The sequence below is a fragment of the Bacillus songklensis genome, from assembly GCF_042649685.1.
Classification (GTDB): Bacteria; Bacillota; Bacilli; order Bacillales; family Bacillaceae_H; genus Bacillus_BA; species Bacillus_BA songklensis.
In genome coordinates this window covers 42,594-59,794 of sequence record NZ_JBHRZT010000069.1, presented here as the reverse complement: position 1 = coordinate 59,794, position 17,201 = coordinate 42,594, and the positions used below count along the sequence as shown (strand labels likewise).

Here is a 17,201-nt window from a genome sequence, read left to right as displayed (position 1 = left end):
CGGCTACGCATCGTCGCCTTGGTGAGCCGTTACCTCACCAACTAGCTAATGCGCCGCGGGCCCATCTGTAAGTGATAGCCGAAGCCATCTTTCAACCAAGAACCATGTGGTCCTCAGTGTTATCCGGTATTAGCTCCGGTTTCCCGAAGTTATCCCAGTCTTACAGGCAGGTTGCCCACGTGTTACTCACCCGTCCGCCGCTGACTTCAGGGAGCAAGCTCCCGTCTGTCCGCTCGACTTGCATGTATTAGGCACGCCGCCAGCGTTCGTCCTGAGCCAGGATCAAACTCTCCGAAGAAATGTTTGAACCAGCACATGGATGTGCTGACATCGACGTTGTCACAGGACGTGACGTTCTTAGTCGATGTTCCTTACTCTAATAAAAAGAATTAACGTTGACGTTTGTTCGTTTGTTCAGTTTTCAAAGTTCATTGTCTCGTAAAGACGACTTCTTCATTTTATCATATTTCAGTGTTTGTTGTCAACACTTTTTTAATTGACTTTTCATCGTCATCAGCGACGTTCATTAATATATCATGTTCATTTTATAGAGTCAATATATTATACCATTTTTTATTTGATTAAATGCGTTGCAAAAGATCATGTAATATATCCATTCTCTCCTTTACTCCCTTTTGAATAATACGGTTATAGTTCATTTGATTATAAAGCTTTCTTAAGACGATTATTTCTCTTTTGATTACACTTTCTAATTCTTTACGCTCTTTTTCATTCAATAAGATTCCAATCAATATTGCACTTCCCATCAATTTTTGGCTCCATTATTCCCCCATATTCATTTTTTTATAAACAAATCATTAAGTTTGTTATGAAGAAAAAAGATCTAACATAAAATTTAGACAAGTACTAATTAGTTGGAGGAGGAACATATGAATTTTTTCTATGTTGGAACAGCAAAAAAACTTAAGCAGCTTCTTATCATTTTAATCGCTGCTTTGTTTACAGGTATTTTTTTATTTATGGAAAACAACATTATGCACATACCTGTTTTTTTAACCAAAGATGGACCTAAAGCTGTCTACAAAAATGAACAACAGCGTGATAAACTTTCTTTAACTTTTGATATAAGCTGGGGAGATGAAAAAGCACTTCTTATCCTAGAAGAGCTAAAGACAAGCGGAATTAAAAATGCAACATTCTTCCTTTCGGCATCCTGGGCGGAAAGACACCCTGACATTGTGAAGAAGATGCAGACAGACGGTCATGAAATTGCTATGATGGGCTACCATTATAAAGACTATACAGCTCTCGAAAGCAATAAGATTAGACAAGATTTAGCCCAAGCTAAAAAAGTATTCGATTCATTGGGTGTGAAAAACATTGGGCTGCTCAGACCTCCATCCGGCCATTTCAATAATGAAGTTTTGAAAATAGCTGACAGCTTAGGGTATACCGTTGTTCACTGGAGTGTTAATTCTCAAGATTGGATTAACCCGGGGGTAGAAAAAATCGTTCAAAACGTAACGGAGAAAATGAGTGGCGGAGATATTATACTTATGCACGCTTCTGATTCCGCTCAACAAACGCAGAAAGCCATTCCCCTAATCGTTCAAGAAATGAAACGAAAACACATCAAAAATGTGTCTGTTTCTGAATTAATTTCAAATACGAATGTAAAAAGCAACGAAATTAATTAAACTTCCTCAAAAAAGAGTTGACAAAAAATAATGTCAACTCTTTTTTGTTTGACGTTCAGCGTTTAACTTAGGAAGAATAAGCAGTTGATAAGCGTTACAAACTAACAAAGGAACTAACATGAGATATAGCCAATTCTGATCATTGATTTGTAAAGCAGGCATCCATTCTATAATTGTAACGACTATCATAAAAAACAAAGCAGGGATAAAGGCTTCATTATTTGTTTGTTGTTTCTTGGCATAAGCCACTAAAGCTCCGACTAGCAAAATTCCCACAGCAATTGATATGTATGGAATGACACTGGCTCCTGGTTCGGCAAAAAAGCGGTAGCGAAAGTAAACAATATCAAATAATACAAACAAAATAAGAACTACCTGTACTGCATTCCAAAGGGAAACCGAACGGAAAATCCCTAATCCAAAACGATGTACAGTTAAGTAAGCAAAAAAACCCATCTGACTAATAATACTAAAGATAAGACCAACTCCGAATAAAAGAACAAGCACTAATAAGATTCCGGCTACATCCATTGATGAAAATAGTGATTCGTATTTATCCCAACGTACAATAAAGCCGGTAATAGCTGTACTGATTCCCCCTAGTAACAGGGTAGAAAAGAAAAGACGAACCCAATTGCGACTGTTCACGCTGTGATCCCCCAACTGTTAATTTTTCATGATTGCTTAAATTTCACCAACTGTTTTATTTAAAATCCAGGTTGTTTTGTCTGTGCATATTTTTCTCAGATTACTTCATATTAAGATTAGGCATATTTCTTTAAAGGAAGGAGCTTTTCGTGATGAAAAGATGGTTATTGCTCCTCTTGTATGCAAGTCTTTCATTGTTCGCCTTAACTTCATGTGCACCAGCAGAACAAGGAGGCGAACGAATGGATTATGACCAAACAAAGAAAATGGTTGTCGATATTTTAAAGACAGACGAAGGCAAGAAAGCAATTGAGCAAGTGATGAAAGATGAAAAAATGAAACAAGCATTAATTATGGACCAAGCCGTCGTAAAAGACACCATTCAAAATACACTCACCTCAGAGAAGGGTACTGATTTTTGGAAAACCACCTTTAGTGATCCAAAATTTGCTGAAAGCTTCGCTAAAAGTTTGCAGAAAGAACAAGAGAATGTAATTAAGCAACTAATGAAAGATCCTGATTTCCAGAAATCTCTGATTGAAGTACTTCAAAATCCTGAGATGGAAAAACAAATGTTGACTGTTTTAAGAAGCCAAGAATATCGGGCCCACCTTCAAAAAATCATGACGGAAACATTTGAAAGCCCAATTTACAAAGCAAAAATTCAGGACCTATTATTAAAAGCTGCAGCAGATGTAGAGCAAGGTAAAAAAGGTCAACAAGAAGGCGGATCCCAAGAAGAAAAATAAAAAATAGCTGTGTCTTGATAAGGGTACTATCTATACAAAAGAAGGACACTTTTTCTATAAAACAACCCACGAGAAAAAGTGCGCCTCCAAAAAAGATAGTTGTATATCAAACTATAGCATACAAAGGGCAGACAAGGGAGTATACTTTCTTGTCTGCTTCCTCTTTTAGTTATGAAGAGCTTCTTCACACTTACTCATAACTCTTTGAGCAATATCTAAGTAAATCTTTCCTAATGGGTGATCTTCCCCATAAACGGATGGCGCAAAATCTTCATCATTCCAATCTGGCTGCTGCAACGGCAACTGTCCTAAAACAGTAGTTTGCAGCTCTTCGGCTAATTTCGCTCCTCCACCTTTTCCAAAGACATATTCTTTCTCTCCAGTTATTTTACTTTTAAAGTAAGCCATGTTTTCCACGATGCCAATGACTTCATGATTTGTCTTAATAGCCATTGCTCCTGCTCTGGCTGCTACAAATGCTGCAGTAGGATGAGGAGTAGTGACAATTACCTCTTTACATGCCGGCAGCATAGAATGGACATCAAGGGCTACATCCCCTGTTCCAGGCGGCAAGTCTAACAGCAAATAATCCAACTCTCCCCATTCAACCTCTGTGAAGAAACTTGTCAACATCTTTCCAAGCATAGGACCTCTCCAAATGACAGGAGAATTGTCTTCCACAAAAAATCCCATTGAAATGACTTTTACGCCAAATCGTTCAACTGGAATGATTTTATCGCCCCGCACAACCGGCCTTTGGGCAACCCCCATCATATCCGGCACGCTAAATCCATAAATATCAGCATCGATTAATCCAACTTTCTTTCCAAGTCGAGCTAAAGCTATAGCTAAATTTACAGAAACAGTTGACTTTCCTACGCCTCCTTTTCCGCTGGCAATCGCTAGAAAGTGAGTGGAGTCTGAATTGGCTAAAAGATGATTAGGAGCAGTACTTGGAATCTGAGCCTTAAACTGTTTTAGCTCGTCCCCGGATAACTCAACAAAACGCAAGCCTACTGTAATTGCTCCTGCAGCTTTTAATGTATTGACGACAAGCTCTTGAAATTTTAACTGTTCTGATGTTCCGGTTTTAGCAAGAGCTATTTTGACACTAACATGACCTTTTTCTTGTTTCACCGTCACTTCCTTAAGTGCGCCTGTCTCTTCAAGCGTTTTATGTAAAAAAGGATCTTTTAAATCTTTTAACAAAGCGTATACTTTCTCTTCTGTTAACATATCTCCCACCACCATATGAATTCGTTTACACTTTTTAGTATAACATACTTCTAAAGAGGATGTTGAGGAGTAGTCTCCTTCTTCCTCACGCAAAATGGAGATAATCTTCCAGTTCCATGTGAAACATGAAAACACCTCCTTATTCAGGAGATGTTTGTTCAGTAAAATATCGATTGATGCCTCTATAAATAGCTTCCGCTACTTTCTTCTGGTATTCCTCTGTCTGAAGTAAATTTCTTTCCTCCACATTTGATAAAAATCCCACTTCTACTAAAGCGCCAGGAACCTTAGCATGTTTCACAAGATAAATTCCTTGGATAAGTTTTGCTTCCCTTGATGTGTTCTCTAAGCTGCTTTTCAGCTCATTCTGCACAGACTTGGCTATAGCCTCGTTTTCTTCCAAAGATCCATGAAAAAAGGTTTGTGCCCCTCGCCATCTAGGAGAAGGGATGGCATTTAAGTGAATACTCAAATACAAATCTGCCTGTGATTCATTGATGATTTCTAGTCTTTTCTTTAGGTCTTCTACCTTCCTTCTGCTAATTCGCTTTGTTTCTTCATTGGCTAAATCTCGGTCGTCTTCCCTTGTTAAAATGACTAACGCTCCTTGCTCTTGTAAATAATCCTTTACTAAAAGGGTGATGTTTAAGGCGATATCTTTCTCAAGCACCTTTCCCCCTACTGCTCCTCCATCCATGCCCCCGTGCCCTGGGTCCAAGACAATAATTTTCCCGCTTAACGGTAAGTTCCACGATTTCCAGGAGTTCTTGTCCCATACCTCATATTGAATAATGCAAAATAGCAAGGTAATTCCCACTATAAATAATAGCACTTTCACCGGTCTCATCTTATCCCTCCAACTTGCCTCGTCCTATTATCCTTATATGGGACAAGAAAGGGATTTATGATTAGTTTTTAATGCAGACGCAACCGGTAACGTTTCTCTCCTTTTTGAAACCCTTCTTCCCACCAATCCTGCACGTATTGCTCACATGTATAATAAATACTTTCTTGATAAAAATCCTTTTCACCTTCAGGAGACCAAAAACACAAGTAATCATAAAGTGCATCGATTAACATCTTCTCTTCTTCCTGACATCGCTTTTTAACAAATTGTAACGATTCTCCATAAAAGCCAAATCGGCTAAAATGGGCTCCCAATAAAAAAGCTTCAATTGCAATATCCATACAACCTTCTTCTAACGACATTGTCCAATCATGATCTTTAAAAAATAAAGGTTCAAAATAATATCTTATTTTTTTTCTTAAAATGTCCAGTGAAAGCTCTCTCAGCATCTTCCGCTCATAATTGATCTGTTTTTCCCGTCTTTTATCTTTTAAATTTGTCACAATACCCATAACAATATAGCGCCCCCTTTCCCCTATTTTCTACGTGTTTCTTTTTCTCATGCGTCTATCATAACAAAGTTAAATTGGCAAAATATATGGATATATTCCAGTGGAAAATTTCAATATTACTATGCATGTAACTTCCTCTAAAGATCAATGTGAAATGTAAAGTTAGGATGAATATAAGTCAGTTCAAAATCCGGATTGTCTTTTAAGTTAGAATAGAGATCTTCTGGTGCAAACCATAAATGATCATTTTTAAATTCGTAATTTGCACCGTAATAATAGCTTAGCCACACTAATTTTGTGCAGTATATATGGGTCCATTCATCATTTAAGGGGGTATTAAGGGTAAAAAAGAAGCATAAAAGATACCGTTGAAAAATTGATATCCTTTATGCCTTTTCTATTCCTGTACTTCAATCAATAAAGCATGTGTATCATCCTCTGATCCTTTAAAAAATGGCATCCATGTCTCTGTTTGATCCATTTTTGCGACGATATGAGGCTTGTCTACACAAGAATACCCCTTTTTGTCCATAAATCTTGATATTTTTCTTTCATGCTTTCTACTTGGAAGTAAATAACAGAACTTGATTTAGCATATATATTTCGTGGTCAAAAGTTATTTTCAAGCATAAAAAAGACCCCCAACCAATAATGGTTGAGAGCCTTTGAAACGCCAGCAATTAACGTTTTGAGAACTGAGGTGCACGACGAGCGCCTTTAAGACCGTATTTTTTACGTTCTTTCATACGAGCGTCACGAGTTAATAAACCAGCACGTTTTAAAGTTGTGCGGAACTCCGGATCAGCTTGCAATAAAGCGCGAGCGATACCATGACGGATAGCACCTGCTTGACCAGTGTATCCACCACCATTTACGTTTACTAATACATCGTAGCTGCCTGTAGTTTCAGTTGCAACAAGAGGTTGTTTTACAACTTCTCGTAATGCAGCGAATGGGATGTAGTTTTCGATTTCACGATCGTTAATAACAATACGTCCGTTACCTGGTACTAAACGTACACGTGCAACAGAGCTTTTACGACGGCCTGTTCCGTAATATTGTACCTGTGCCAAAATGATTCCCTCCTCTTAAATTATCCGCGAAGTTCGTAAACTTCTGGTTTTTGAGCTTCATGTGGATGTGTAGCGCCAGCATACACATGTAATTTTTTGAACATTTGACGACCTAAGCTACCTTTTGGAAGCATGCCTTTAATAGCAAGCTCAAGCATTCTCTCAGAGTAATTTGTACGCATTTCCAATGCAGTGCGTTGTTTTAAACCACCTGGATGTTGGCTGTGACGGTAGTAAATTTTGTCAGTTAATTTTTTACCAGTCAATTCAATTTTAGAAGCGTTGATGATGATTACATGATCACCAGTGTCAACGTGTGGTGTATAAGTTGGTTTATGTTTACCGCGTAAGATTGAAGCAACTTCGCTTGCAAGACGGCCTAAAGTTTTACCTTCAGCGTCTATAACGTACCATTTACGTTCTACTTCGTTCGCTTTCGCCATGAAAGTTGTACGCATGAGTTTCCCTCCTAATTTTTCAACATTAAAATCCAAAAAACTGATTTCAACCTCTATTTTCAACACGATTAATTTCCGGGGCTAATCGTGGGGTTAAAATACCATAACATATGATATATTAAAGGTTTGTGATAGCAATGTCAAGAAAATATTATACACCAGGTTTAGTTGTCATAGTGTACCTGCCATAAATAAAGCCCGTGTCCCGGTGCTGTTTTGCCTGCTTTTTCCCTTGATTTGCTCTCTAAAATATTTTTCATTTCCACTGCTTTTATTTTTCCTTGCCCTACATCCAGTAATGTCCCAACTAAAATACGGACCATATTATACAAAAAGCCGTCTCCCACAAACCGAAATATGAGCTCGTCTTTTTCTTCAAAAAACTCAATCTCATATATCGTTCGTACTTTATCTTCTACTTCCGTTTTCGCCGAACAAAAGCTTGCGAAATCATGCGTCCCGACTAAATATTTAATAGCTTCTTTCATCTCCACATAATCAAGTGGATAAGGAAAATGATAAGCATGATGGCGTTGGAAGACATTCCGCTCTTGAGATCTGATAATCTTATAGCGGTATTCTTTGGACACAGCCTGAAAGCGGGCATGAAAATCTAGAGGTACAATCTGCACCTCTTTTACCGAAATATCTTCTGGCAACAAGGAATTCAGCGCTTTTTTCCATCGATCAGCCGGTATGTTTAAAGGTGTATCAAAGTGGATGACCTGCCCATAGGCATGGACATGGGCATCTGTACGACCGGAAGCATGGATTTTAATGGTCTGGCCATTATGCATTTTCATCAACACTTCTTCAAACTCTGATTGAACTGTTCTTTTGTTCGGCTGGACTTGATAGCCGGAAAAATAAGTACCATCATAGGATAGAATACATTTCAACCTTTTCATCATCTCATCACCACATAACAGGAGTTAGGATCGGACGAAGAATAACACGATTGATAAGAACAAAAGCAAGAAGAGCATGAGAGAATCTAATGTTGTCCATCTCAATTGACGGAATTTTGTCCGTCCTTCTCCCCCTCGATATCCTCTTGCCTCCATAGCAATCGCTAATTCTTCAGCACGCTTAAATGAATTAATAAACAACGGGACAAGGAGTGGGACAACTGCTTGCAGGCGATTCTTTAAAGACCCGCTTGAAAACTCAATCCCTCGTGCAGCCTGTGCCTTCATAATCTTTTCTGTTTCATCCATTAATGTAGGGATAAAGCGCAAGGAAATCGACATCATAAGGGCAAGTTCATGTACAGGAAAACGAAATCTTTTAAGAGGATGCAGCAAGCTCTCAATGCCATCTGTCACTTGAATTGGAGTTGTCGTTAGTGTTAAAAGGGTGGTAATCAAAATAAGAAAGAAAAAACGGAAAGAAATGAAAATACCTTGAAGTACACCGCCTTTATACACAGAAAGCCAGCCCCATTTAAAGAGCAATTCCCCTTCCTTTGTCATCAGGATATGGAGAATAAATGTAAAAATGATAATAAATAAAACCGGTTTTAGTCCATTTAATATAAAACGGAACGGAACACGACTTAAAAAAAGCGCCGCAAAACTATAAAGACCCAATGCCAGATATCCGTAAAGATTATTAGCCAAGAACACCACCAGCACATAAAAAAAGACAATGAGCAGCTTTGCCCGCGGATCCATCCGATGAATGACCGAGTTCCCTGGTACATATTTCCCAATAATCATTCCATTCATCATCTGCTTTCACCCTTTACTATCAAATTCTTTAGCTGAAAAATAACTTCTTCAAAAGTGACAGCAGGCTCAGGAAATTGAACACCAAAGGCTTCTTCCATCTTTTTCATGAATTTTAAAGACTCAGGGATATCTAAACCATACTGATGCAGTTGCACATAAGAACCAAAGACTTCTTTAGGAGTTCCTTTCATAGCGATCGTTCCTTTATGCATCACCACAATCTGGTCGGCATATTGAGCGGCATCCTCCATACTGTGAGTAACTAAAATGATTGTTAAATTCTTTGATTTATGAAGGTTGGCGACCATTTGCATAATTTCTTGACGTCCCCTTGGATCTAACCCTGCGGTAGGCTCGTCTAATACCAGTACCTCTGGTTCCATTGCTAAAATGCCTGCAATCGCTACCCGGCGCATTTGCCCTCCACTTAAATCAAAAGGAGAGCGTTGTAAGATATCTTCAGGGAGCCCGACAAGAGCCAGCATTTCGTTTGCCTTTTTCTTTGCTTCTTCTTCCCTTACCCCAAAATTCATGGGACCAAAGCAAATATCTTTTTCCACTGTTTCCTCAAATAATTGATGCTCTGGAAACTGAAAGACAATCCCCACCTTTTTTCGAATGGGTTTTAGGTCCTTTTCTTTGCGATTAGCATGAATTACTCTATCGCCAATAGTAATGGTCCCTGAAGTCGGTTTAAGCAAGGCATTAAGGTGCTGGATAACGGTTGACTTGCCAGAGCCTGTATGGCCGATTACGGCCACAAAACGACCAGAGGGAATCTCCAAGTTCAAATCATACAAAGCTATCCTCTCAAATGGTGTATTCTGCTGATAACGATGTTCTACATTTTTGAGTACAATGTCCATAGATCCTTCACCAAACCCTCATCTGTTATGTGAATGTTAGATACAGGAATGCCTGCCTGTTTCAATGATTGGCTTAGTTTAGCTGCAAAAGGCAAATCTAGACCGATCTCTGTTAATTTTTCACCTAAGGCGAACACCTCTTCTGGTGTTCCTTCAGCCAGCAATTGTCCTCTATTCATCACAATGGCACGATCGGCTGCCGCCACTTCTTCTAAATCATGTGTAATAGAAATAATAGTTAGATTCCTTTCCTCTTTTAACCTGCGTACTGTTTCTAATACCTCTTTTCTTCCTATCGGATCGAGCATGGATGTCGCTTCATCGAGCACCATGATAGAAGGCCGAACAGCAATGATTCCTGCGATAGCAACACGTTGTTTTTGACCACCCGAAAGGTGATGGGGTTCATGGTCCACAAAAGAGGACATGTTTACAAGATCGATGGCTTCCTCTACTCTTTGAATCATCTTTTCTACAGGAAATCCGTTGTTTTCCAAGCCAAATGCTACATCATCCTTTACTGTGGCTCCTACAAACTGATTATCTGGATTTTGAAACACCATTCCAATTTCTCTGCGAATATCCCATATGGTTTCTTCCGACAACACAGTGTTACGTACGATTACCGTTCCGTCCTGTGGAAGTAAAAGACCGTTTAATATTTTAGCCAAGGTAGATTTTCCAGAGCCATTATGCCCTACAATAGCAAGCCACTCTCCCTTTATAACGGAAAACGAGACATCTTGAAGGGCCCAGTTGGCGTCCTCTCTGTAACGATAAGATAGGTTTTTAACTTCTAATATCGTCTCTCTCAAGGCTATCCTCCTCTCAACTCTTCCAGGAAATTTCCGTATTATTCTCTACTCTACTATAACAAATATCAAAAAGAAGAACAAAAGCGCAAGCGCCTCGCTCAGTCCCGACAAGCGCTGGCCGGCTAAAAGCGCCACGTCCTGTGGCAACACATCCTGTACGTCGGAGGCCTGGCAGTGAAGCCGTCCTTTGACTTCATGGACAGGACCCGAAGCGGCTCGAGGAGCTAGGCGCTGGAGCTGGGCGATAAAGCTATTTATACTTTCTTGTGTAAAAAAGAAAACTCACCGATTGGCAAGCCTGTAGAGGTGAAGACAGAGGTATAGTTGTTCTTATACAACGTAAAATTGGCTGCTTCGTCAAACCTGCCGCGGTGCTGCCAATTTATACTTTCCAAAAGTATAAAAAAAGGGCTAGACAATTTGCGAACTGTCATGCCCTTGCAATAGTACCTAATTATTAAACTAATTCAATGATTACCATTGGAGCAGCGTCTCCACGACGAGGTCCAACTTTTAAAATGCGAGTATATCCACCTTGACGCTCTTCATAACGAGGAGCGATATCGCCGAATAATTTTTGTAATGCATCTTGTCCAGCTTCTTCATTTGCAACCTCGTTGCGGATGAAGGCAGCAGCTTGACGACGAGCATGTAGATCTCCACGCTTACCTAAAGTAATCATTTTTTCTACAACTGAGCGTAACTCTTTCGCACGAGCTTCAGTTGTCTCAATGCGTTCATTGATGATTAAATCAGTCGCTAAATCACGAAGAAGTGCTTTACGTTGAGCACTTGTACGACCTAATTTACGGTATGCCATGTGAGGTCCCCTCCTTTGTTTAATGCTAATTAGTCATCTTTGCGTAAGCCTAAACCTAGTTCTTCAAGCTTCGCTTTTACTTCCTCTAATGATTTCCGTCCTAAGTTACGAACTTTCATCATATCTTCTTCTGTTTTATTTGCTAACTCCTGAACAGTGTTAATACCAGCACGCTTTAGGCAGTTGTAAGAACGAACAGATAAATCGAGTTCCTCAATCGTCATTTCAAGAACTTTCTCTTTCTGATCTTCTTCTTTCTCAACCATGATCTCTGCTTTTTGTGCTTCATCTGTCAAGTTAACAAAGATGTTTAGATGCTCTGTTAAAATCTTTGCACCTAACGCTACAGCTTTCTCTGGTTCGATGCTGCCATCAGTCCAAACATCAAGCGTCAATTTATCATAATTTGTCATCTGTCCTACACGAGTATTCTCAACATAGTAAGCTACACGTGTAACGGGTGTATAAATAGAGTCAATTGGAATCACACCAATCGGCTGATCTTCGCGTTTATTTGAATCTGCTGGACTATAGCCTCGACCTGTTCTAGCTGTAAATCTTATACGTAAATGCGCATCCGTCTCTAAAGTAGCAATGTGAAGATCCGGATTTAAAATCTCAACATCACTATCAGCTTGAATGTCCGCTGCTGTTACAGTACCTTGGCCCTGAACATCAATTTCTAATGTTTTTTCTTCTTCAGAATAGATTTTTAATGCTAATTTCTTAACATTTAAGATAATGTTTGTTACGTCTTCCACAACACCAGGTATTGTCGAAAATTCGTGTAATACACCATCTATTTGAATAGATGTTACAGCGGCACCAGGGAGTGAGGATAATAGGATACGACGTAAGGAGTTACCCAAAGTAGTACCATATCCACGCTCAAGTGGTTCGACGACGAATTTACCGTACTTTCTATCATCGCTGATTTCTACCGTTTCGATTTTTGGCTTTTCAATCTCTATCATCACTTAAACCCTCCTTCAAAACGTCGAAACCCCGGCTAGACAACGAATGAGTCCGTACTCAATTGGCTAGCCGAAATTCCCTATTAGACAGTTCCCGAATGTGCACAACAAATCAATGAATTTTTCTGTATGAAACAGACTGTACCTATCCCATTATAGACAAAGATACAAATTTTATACAGATTAATTATACACGACGACGTTTTGGCGGGCGGCAACCGTTATGTGGAACTGGAGTTACATCTTTAATAGCTGTAACTTCTAAGCCAGCAGCTTGAAGTGCACGGATTGCAGCTTCACGGCCAGCACCAGGTCCTTTAACTGTTACTTCAAGAGTTTTCATACCATGTTCTTGTGATGCTTTCGCAGCAGTTTCAGCAGCCATTTGCGCAGCAAATGGAGTAGACTTACGAGAGCCTTTGAAGCCAAGTGCACCAGCACTAGACCATGCAACAGCGTTACCATGAACGTCTGTAATTGTTACAATAGTGTTATTGAAAGTTGAGCGAATATGAGCAATACCAGATTCAATGCTCTTTTTTACACGACGCTTACGTGTATTCGTTTTGCGTGCCATAGGTCAAGAACCTCCCTTACTTGTTATTTTTTCTTGTTAGCTACTGTACGACGTGGGCCCTTACGTGTACGAGCATTGTTTTTCGTATTTTGACCACGAACAGGTAAACCACGACGGTGACGGATACCGCGGAATGAACCGATTTCGATTAGACGTTTAATGTTAAGAGATACTTCACGACGAAGATCACCTTCAACTTTTAAACGGTCAACGATATCACGAATTTTACCTAATTCTTCTTCTGTTAAGTCGCGTACGCGTGTATCTTCAGAAACTCCAGCTTCTGCTAATACTTTTTCTGCAGTTGAGCGACCGATACCAAAAATATAAGTTAGTGATACTACTATACGTTTATCACGAGGAATATCAACACCAGCAATACGTGCCATGTGAAAAGTGCACCTCCTTGTTATTAGCCTTGTTTTTGTTTATGTTTAGGGTTTTCACAAATAACCATTACTTTACCTTTTCTGCGAATAACTTTACATTTTTCGCAAATCGGTTTAACCGATGGTCTTACCTTCATTGTTCATACCTCCTTGATAGTACGGAGTGCATAGGTTTTATTTAAATCGGTACGTAATTCTACCACGTGTTAAATCATAAGGTGATAATTCAACGGTCACTTTGTCACCTGGTAAGATTCGAATGAAGTGCATACGAATTTTACCAGAAACATGAGCAAGCACTGTATGACCATTTTCTAATTCTACCTTGAACATTGCATTTGGTAAAGTCTCAACAACAGTACCTTCCACTTCAATTACATCGTCTTTCGCCATTAAATTGCTCTCCTTTCTCTATGAACAAGTAATATACTCATTTATCTTTAGACATCTAGAACCTGTTCTCAACATTCGGAGATTCGGAATCATTAAATTCAAGATGAATCACGTTTGTAATATACATCTTTACCATTTTTAAAGCAATTCAGACGAAACGATCATCGTGAATTTAGATAATTACCGCATACTGCCCAGTTTTATCTAACGAGGAATGGATAGAGACTGATCTTTCTGTATCTTAACCAATCAGAGAGTCGTTAAAATCTCATAACCTGTTTCAGTTAATGCAATAGTATGCTCGAAATGCGCACACATTTTACCGTCCACTGTTACAACAGTCCAGTTATCAGCCAATGTTCTAACATATCGGCTTCCAGCATTCACCATCGGCTCAATCGCAAGAACCATTCCAGGACGTAAACGCGGTCCCTTATTAGGTGGACCATAATGTGGAATTTGCGGATCTTCATGCAAGTCTTGACCTACACCGTGGCCAACATACTCTCTTACAATTGAAAAGTTATGCGCCTCTACATATGTTTGAATAGCATGGGAAATGTTTGACAAACGATCCCCTGGTTTTGCTTGCTCTAATCCTTTGTAAAGGGATTGTTCTGTTACCTCTAACAGCTTTTGAGTTTCCTCATCAATAGTCCCTACCGGATAAGTCCAAGCAGAATCTCCATGATAACCGTTATACTTAGCCCCGATATCGATGCTGATGATGTCGCCATTTTTCAGCTTACGATCACCCGGAATACCATGCACTAATTCTTCATTGACAGAAGCACATATACTGCCGCGAAATCCATTATAACCTTTAAAAGATGGAATTGCATCATGTTGACGAATAAACTTTTCGGCAATTGCATCCAATTCTTTCGTCGTGATGCCTGGTTGAATATGCTTCTTTAGCTCCTGATGAGTTAAAGCGACAATTTTGCCAGCCTCACGCATAATCCCAATTTCCCTAGGAGTTTTGCAAATGATCATTCACTTACGCCCCCAAGTAATGCGCGAATATCTTCGAATACATCATTGATATCTTGATCACCATTAATATTGCGTAGATAGCCTTTTGTTTCATAGAAGTCAAGTAAAGGTTTTGATTGCTTCACATTTACTTCTAAGCGGTTTGCAACTGTTTCGCTGTTATCATCTGCACGTTGATAAAGCTCTCCACCACATTTGTCGCACACGCCTTCTTTGGCTGGCGGATTGAACACTAAGTGATATGTTGCTCCACAATCTTTACAAATTCGGCGGCCCGTTAAACGTTCCATTAAAATGCTTTGATCTACATCAATATTAATAACATAATCAATCTTACGATCCAGTTCTTCTAACATCTGCTCCAGCGCTTCTGCCTGAGCTACTGTTCTAGGAAACCCATCAAGCAAGAAACCATTTTGACAGTCAGCTTTTGACAAACGTTCACGAACAATGCCAATCGTAACCTCATCGGGAACGAGTTCGCCTTTGTCCATGTAAGATTTAGCTTTTAATCCTAGTTGTGTTCCTTCCTTAATTGCAGCACGGAACATATCTCCTGTTGAGATATGAGGGATTTCGTAATTCTCTACAATTCGTTCAGCTTGTGTACCTTTCCCAGCACCAGGAAGGCCCATTAAAACTAAATTCATTTCTATTTCCCCCTCAGTCTCTTAATCAGTTTAATGGGAAAGCAAAAATTGCTCCCCACTAAACTCCCTTATTTAATAAATCCTTTATAATGGCGTTTTACCAACTGACTCTCAAGCTGTTTCATTGTTTCAAGCGCAACACCAACAACGATTAACAAACTTGTGCCGCCGATTTGAGCCGATGGCGGCAAGTCAGCGATTTGGATAAAGAAGACAGGAAGAACTGAAATAGCTGCAAGGAATAGAGAACCAATCAAGGTTAATCTATATAAAATCTTTGTTAGGTATTCTTGAGTGTTCTTACCTGGACGTATACCTGGAATATAACCGCCCTGCTTTTTCAGGTTTTCTGCTACCTGTTCAGGGTTAACCTGAACAAAAGTATAGAAATACGAGAAAGCAATAATAAGGGCAATATATATTACCATACCAATAGGCTTCGTATAATCAAATGTTTTCTGAATCCAATCCGTTACATCGTTTGAACCGAAGAACGACGCAATTGTTGGTGGAGTGATGATAAATGAAACTGCAAAGATAACAGGGATAACCCCAGCTGCATTTACCTTTAAAGGCAAATGAGTGGACTGGCCGCCAACCGGCGTTTTGCCAGCTGCTCTTTTTGCATATTGAATCGGAATTTTTCTTAGCGCTTGTTGCATGAAAATAACACCAACAATAACAGCTAAGATTGCCAGAGCAATTAGAATAACCGTTACAATGCGGATAAATAATTGATCTCCAACATCTTCAAATTGTTGCGCATAAATTTGATTGACTGTTGTTGGAATTCCGGCAACAATCCCTCCAAAGATAAGAACGGAAATTCCGTTCCCTACACCTTTAGCAGTAATTTGTTCTCCTAACCACATTAAAAAAGCAGTTCCTGCTGTTAAAACTGTAGCAATCAGGAGGTATGTGGGAATTCCAGGGTTTTGAATTAATTGTCCACCTGATAAATTATTAAACCCTATAGACATACCCAATGCTTGGATAAATCCAAGCACGATTGTACCATAGCGGGTAAACTGAGCTAATTTACGACGTCCTACTTCTCCTTGCTTAGACCATTCCGTAAATTTAGGTACAACATCCATTTGCAGCAACTGAACAATAATGGAAGCTGTAATATACGGCATAATACCCATCGCAAAGATGGAGAAGTTTTTTAATGCGCCCCCACCAAACGTGTTTAAAACTCCAAAAACATTGAATTGATCTTGGAGCTTTAACACATCGGTGTTAACGCTTGGCACCGGAATAAAGGTGCCTAGACGGAAGACAATTAACATTAGTAAGGTGAATATAATTTTCTTTCTTATATCACCTACGCGCATAAAATTGGAGATTGTCTGAAACATTAAATCACCTCAGTTTTACCGCCTGCAGCTTCGATCGCTTCTTTAGCAGTAGAGGAGAATTTGTTAGCTTTAACAGTTAACTTTTTATCTAAAGTACCTTTACCAAGAATTTTGATGCCAGCTTTAGCATTGCTTACTACGCCAGTTTCAATCAATAATTCTGGAGTTACTTCTGTTCCATCTTCAAAGCGATTTAATGTGTCTAAGTTTACAATCGCGAATTCTTTACGGTTGATGTTAGTGAAACCACGTTTAGGTAAACGACGGAATAAAGGAGTTTGACCACCTTCGAATCCAGGTCTTACACCACCACCGGAGCGAGCGTTTTGACCTTTATGACCTTTACCTGAAGTTTTACCGTTACCAGAACCGATACCACGACCTACACGATTACGTTCTTTACGAGAACCTTCAGCTGGTTTTAACTCATGAAGTTTCATGCGGAGCAC

23 protein-coding genes and 1 rRNA gene are annotated in these 17,201 nt (G+C 39.4%); 2 read left to right on the top strand and 22 right to left on the bottom strand.

What is annotated here, in order from left to right; translation table 11 throughout:
* Both ACFOU2_RS18200 and ACFOU2_RS18195 read right to left on the bottom strand, forming a co-directional pair.
* Nucleotides 1-298 (bottom strand): 16S ribosomal RNA (locus ACFOU2_RS18200); the annotation flags it as partial.
* Between the two features lie 283 nt (nt 299-581).
* On the bottom strand, nt 582-767 hold the full coding sequence (locus ACFOU2_RS18195) for a hypothetical protein (RefSeq protein ID WP_377917637.1): 186 nt from the start codon (nt 765-767) through the stop codon (nt 582-584).
* 123 nt (nt 768-890) lie between these two features.
* Between ACFOU2_RS18195 and pdaB the strand changes: the two genes are divergently transcribed.
* Nucleotides 891-1,658 carry a polysaccharide deacetylase family sporulation protein PdaB gene (gene pdaB, locus ACFOU2_RS18190; RefSeq protein WP_377917635.1) on the top strand — a complete coding sequence of 256 codons (768 nt, stop codon included), beginning with the start codon at nt 891-893 and terminating at the stop codon, nt 1,656-1,658.
* A gap of 33 nt (nt 1,659-1,691) precedes the next feature.
* On the opposite strand, the gene ACFOU2_RS18185 is transcribed toward pdaB, so the two are convergent.
* A complete protein-coding gene (locus ACFOU2_RS18185) occupies nt 1,692-2,306 on the bottom strand; it encodes a KinB-signaling pathway activation protein (protein WP_377917633.1) in 615 nt (204 codons plus the stop codon).
* A gap of 152 nt (nt 2,307-2,458) precedes the next feature.
* On the opposite strand from ACFOU2_RS18185, the gene gerD reads away from it, so the two are divergent.
* The gene (gene gerD / locus ACFOU2_RS18180; RefSeq protein WP_377917631.1) at nt 2,459-3,055 is read left to right on the top strand and encodes a spore germination lipoprotein GerD; all 597 of its coding nucleotides are present in this window, start codon (nt 2,459-2,461) and stop codon (nt 3,053-3,055) included.
* A 165-nt stretch (nt 3,056-3,220) separates the two neighbouring features.
* Here the strand turns inward: gerD and ACFOU2_RS18175 are convergent, their stop codons facing one another.
* The 19 genes from ACFOU2_RS18175 to rplO all read right to left on the bottom strand — a co-directional run bounded on the left by ACFOU2_RS18175 (nt 3,221) and on the right by rplO (nt 17,192).
* Complete coding sequence (locus ACFOU2_RS18175) at nt 3,221-4,291, bottom strand: Mrp/NBP35 family ATP-binding protein (RefSeq protein WP_377917629.1); 1,071 nt, start codon at nt 4,289-4,291, stop codon at nt 3,221-3,223.
* 139 nt (nt 4,292-4,430) lie between these two features.
* Complete coding sequence (gene cwlD / locus ACFOU2_RS18170; RefSeq protein ID WP_377917628.1) at nt 4,431-5,138, bottom strand: N-acetylmuramoyl-L-alanine amidase CwlD; 708 nt, start codon at nt 5,136-5,138, stop codon at nt 4,431-4,433.
* Nucleotides 5,139-5,206: 68 nt separating this feature from the next.
* Complete coding sequence (locus tag ACFOU2_RS18165) at nt 5,207-5,650, bottom strand: DUF2521 family protein (protein WP_377917626.1); 444 nt, start codon at nt 5,648-5,650, stop codon at nt 5,207-5,209.
* A 680-nt stretch (nt 5,651-6,330) separates the two neighbouring features.
* Entirely contained in the window at nt 6,331-6,723 is a 393-nt protein-coding gene (rpsI, locus tag ACFOU2_RS18160) for a 30S ribosomal protein S9 (protein WP_377917624.1), read from the bottom strand.
* A gap of 20 nt (nt 6,724-6,743) precedes the next feature.
* Nucleotides 6,744-7,181: a 50S ribosomal protein L13 gene (gene rplM, locus ACFOU2_RS18155; protein WP_377917622.1), complete on the bottom strand. Its 438-nt coding sequence runs from the start codon at nt 7,179-7,181 to the stop codon at nt 6,744-6,746.
* Nucleotides 7,182-7,345: 164 nt separating this feature from the next.
* Nucleotides 7,346-8,089, bottom strand: coding sequence for a tRNA pseudouridine(38-40) synthase TruA (gene truA / locus ACFOU2_RS18150; protein ID WP_377917620.1), 744 nt, complete (start codon nt 8,087-8,089; stop codon nt 7,346-7,348).
* A 24-nt stretch (nt 8,090-8,113) separates the two neighbouring features.
* Nucleotides 8,114-8,911: an energy-coupling factor transporter transmembrane component T family protein gene (locus ACFOU2_RS18145; RefSeq protein ID WP_377917618.1), complete on the bottom strand. Its 798-nt coding sequence runs from the start codon at nt 8,909-8,911 to the stop codon at nt 8,114-8,116.
* Complete coding sequence (locus ACFOU2_RS18140) at nt 8,908-9,777, bottom strand: energy-coupling factor ABC transporter ATP-binding protein (protein ID WP_377917616.1); 870 nt, start codon at nt 9,775-9,777, stop codon at nt 8,908-8,910. Before ACFOU2_RS18140 ends, ACFOU2_RS18145 begins: the two co-directional genes overlap by 4 nt.
* The gene (locus ACFOU2_RS18135; protein WP_377917614.1) at nt 9,753-10,592 is read right to left on the bottom strand and encodes an energy-coupling factor ABC transporter ATP-binding protein; all 840 of its coding nucleotides are present in this window, start codon (nt 10,590-10,592) and stop codon (nt 9,753-9,755) included. The genes ACFOU2_RS18140 and ACFOU2_RS18135 overlap by 25 nt, the downstream gene beginning before the upstream one ends.
* Before the next feature lie 457 nt (nt 10,593-11,049).
* Entirely contained in the window at nt 11,050-11,412 is a 363-nt protein-coding gene (gene rplQ, locus ACFOU2_RS18130; protein ID WP_377917613.1) for a 50S ribosomal protein L17, read from the bottom strand.
* A gap of 29 nt (nt 11,413-11,441) precedes the next feature.
* Nucleotides 11,442-12,386: a DNA-directed RNA polymerase subunit alpha gene (locus tag ACFOU2_RS18125; RefSeq protein ID WP_377917643.1), complete on the bottom strand. Its 945-nt coding sequence runs from the start codon at nt 12,384-12,386 to the stop codon at nt 11,442-11,444.
* 187 nt (nt 12,387-12,573) lie between these two features.
* The gene (gene rpsK / locus ACFOU2_RS18120; protein ID WP_078415016.1) at nt 12,574-12,963 is read right to left on the bottom strand and encodes a 30S ribosomal protein S11; all 390 of its coding nucleotides are present in this window, start codon (nt 12,961-12,963) and stop codon (nt 12,574-12,576) included.
* 23 nt (nt 12,964-12,986) lie between these two features.
* Nucleotides 12,987-13,352, bottom strand: coding sequence for a 30S ribosomal protein S13 (rpsM, locus tag ACFOU2_RS18115; RefSeq protein WP_377917610.1), 366 nt, complete (start codon nt 13,350-13,352; stop codon nt 12,987-12,989).
* 23 nt (nt 13,353-13,375) lie between these two features.
* On the bottom strand, nt 13,376-13,489 hold the full coding sequence (gene rpmJ, locus ACFOU2_RS18110; protein WP_003156543.1) for a 50S ribosomal protein L36: 114 nt from the start codon (nt 13,487-13,489) through the stop codon (nt 13,376-13,378).
* 37 nt (nt 13,490-13,526) lie between these two features.
* The gene (gene infA, locus ACFOU2_RS18105) at nt 13,527-13,745 is read right to left on the bottom strand and encodes a translation initiation factor IF-1 (RefSeq protein WP_003348578.1); all 219 of its coding nucleotides are present in this window, start codon (nt 13,743-13,745) and stop codon (nt 13,527-13,529) included.
* Between the two features lie 249 nt (nt 13,746-13,994).
* Entirely contained in the window at nt 13,995-14,741 is a 747-nt protein-coding gene (gene map, locus ACFOU2_RS18100) for a type I methionyl aminopeptidase (RefSeq protein ID WP_377917608.1), read from the bottom strand.
* Nucleotides 14,738-15,391, bottom strand: a complete 654-nt coding sequence (locus ACFOU2_RS18095) for an adenylate kinase (protein ID WP_377917606.1) — start codon at nt 15,389-15,391, stop codon at nt 14,738-14,740. The genes map and ACFOU2_RS18095 overlap by 4 nt, the downstream gene beginning before the upstream one ends.
* Nucleotides 15,392-15,459: 68 nt before the next feature.
* On the bottom strand, nt 15,460-16,752 hold the full coding sequence (gene secY, locus ACFOU2_RS18090; protein WP_377917604.1) for a preprotein translocase subunit SecY: 1,293 nt from the start codon (nt 16,750-16,752) through the stop codon (nt 15,460-15,462).
* Complete coding sequence (gene rplO / locus ACFOU2_RS18085; protein ID WP_377917602.1) at nt 16,752-17,192, bottom strand: 50S ribosomal protein L15; 441 nt, start codon at nt 17,190-17,192, stop codon at nt 16,752-16,754. Before rplO ends, secY begins: the two co-directional genes overlap by 1 nt.
* Between the last annotated feature and the right edge of the window lie 9 nt (nt 17,193-17,201).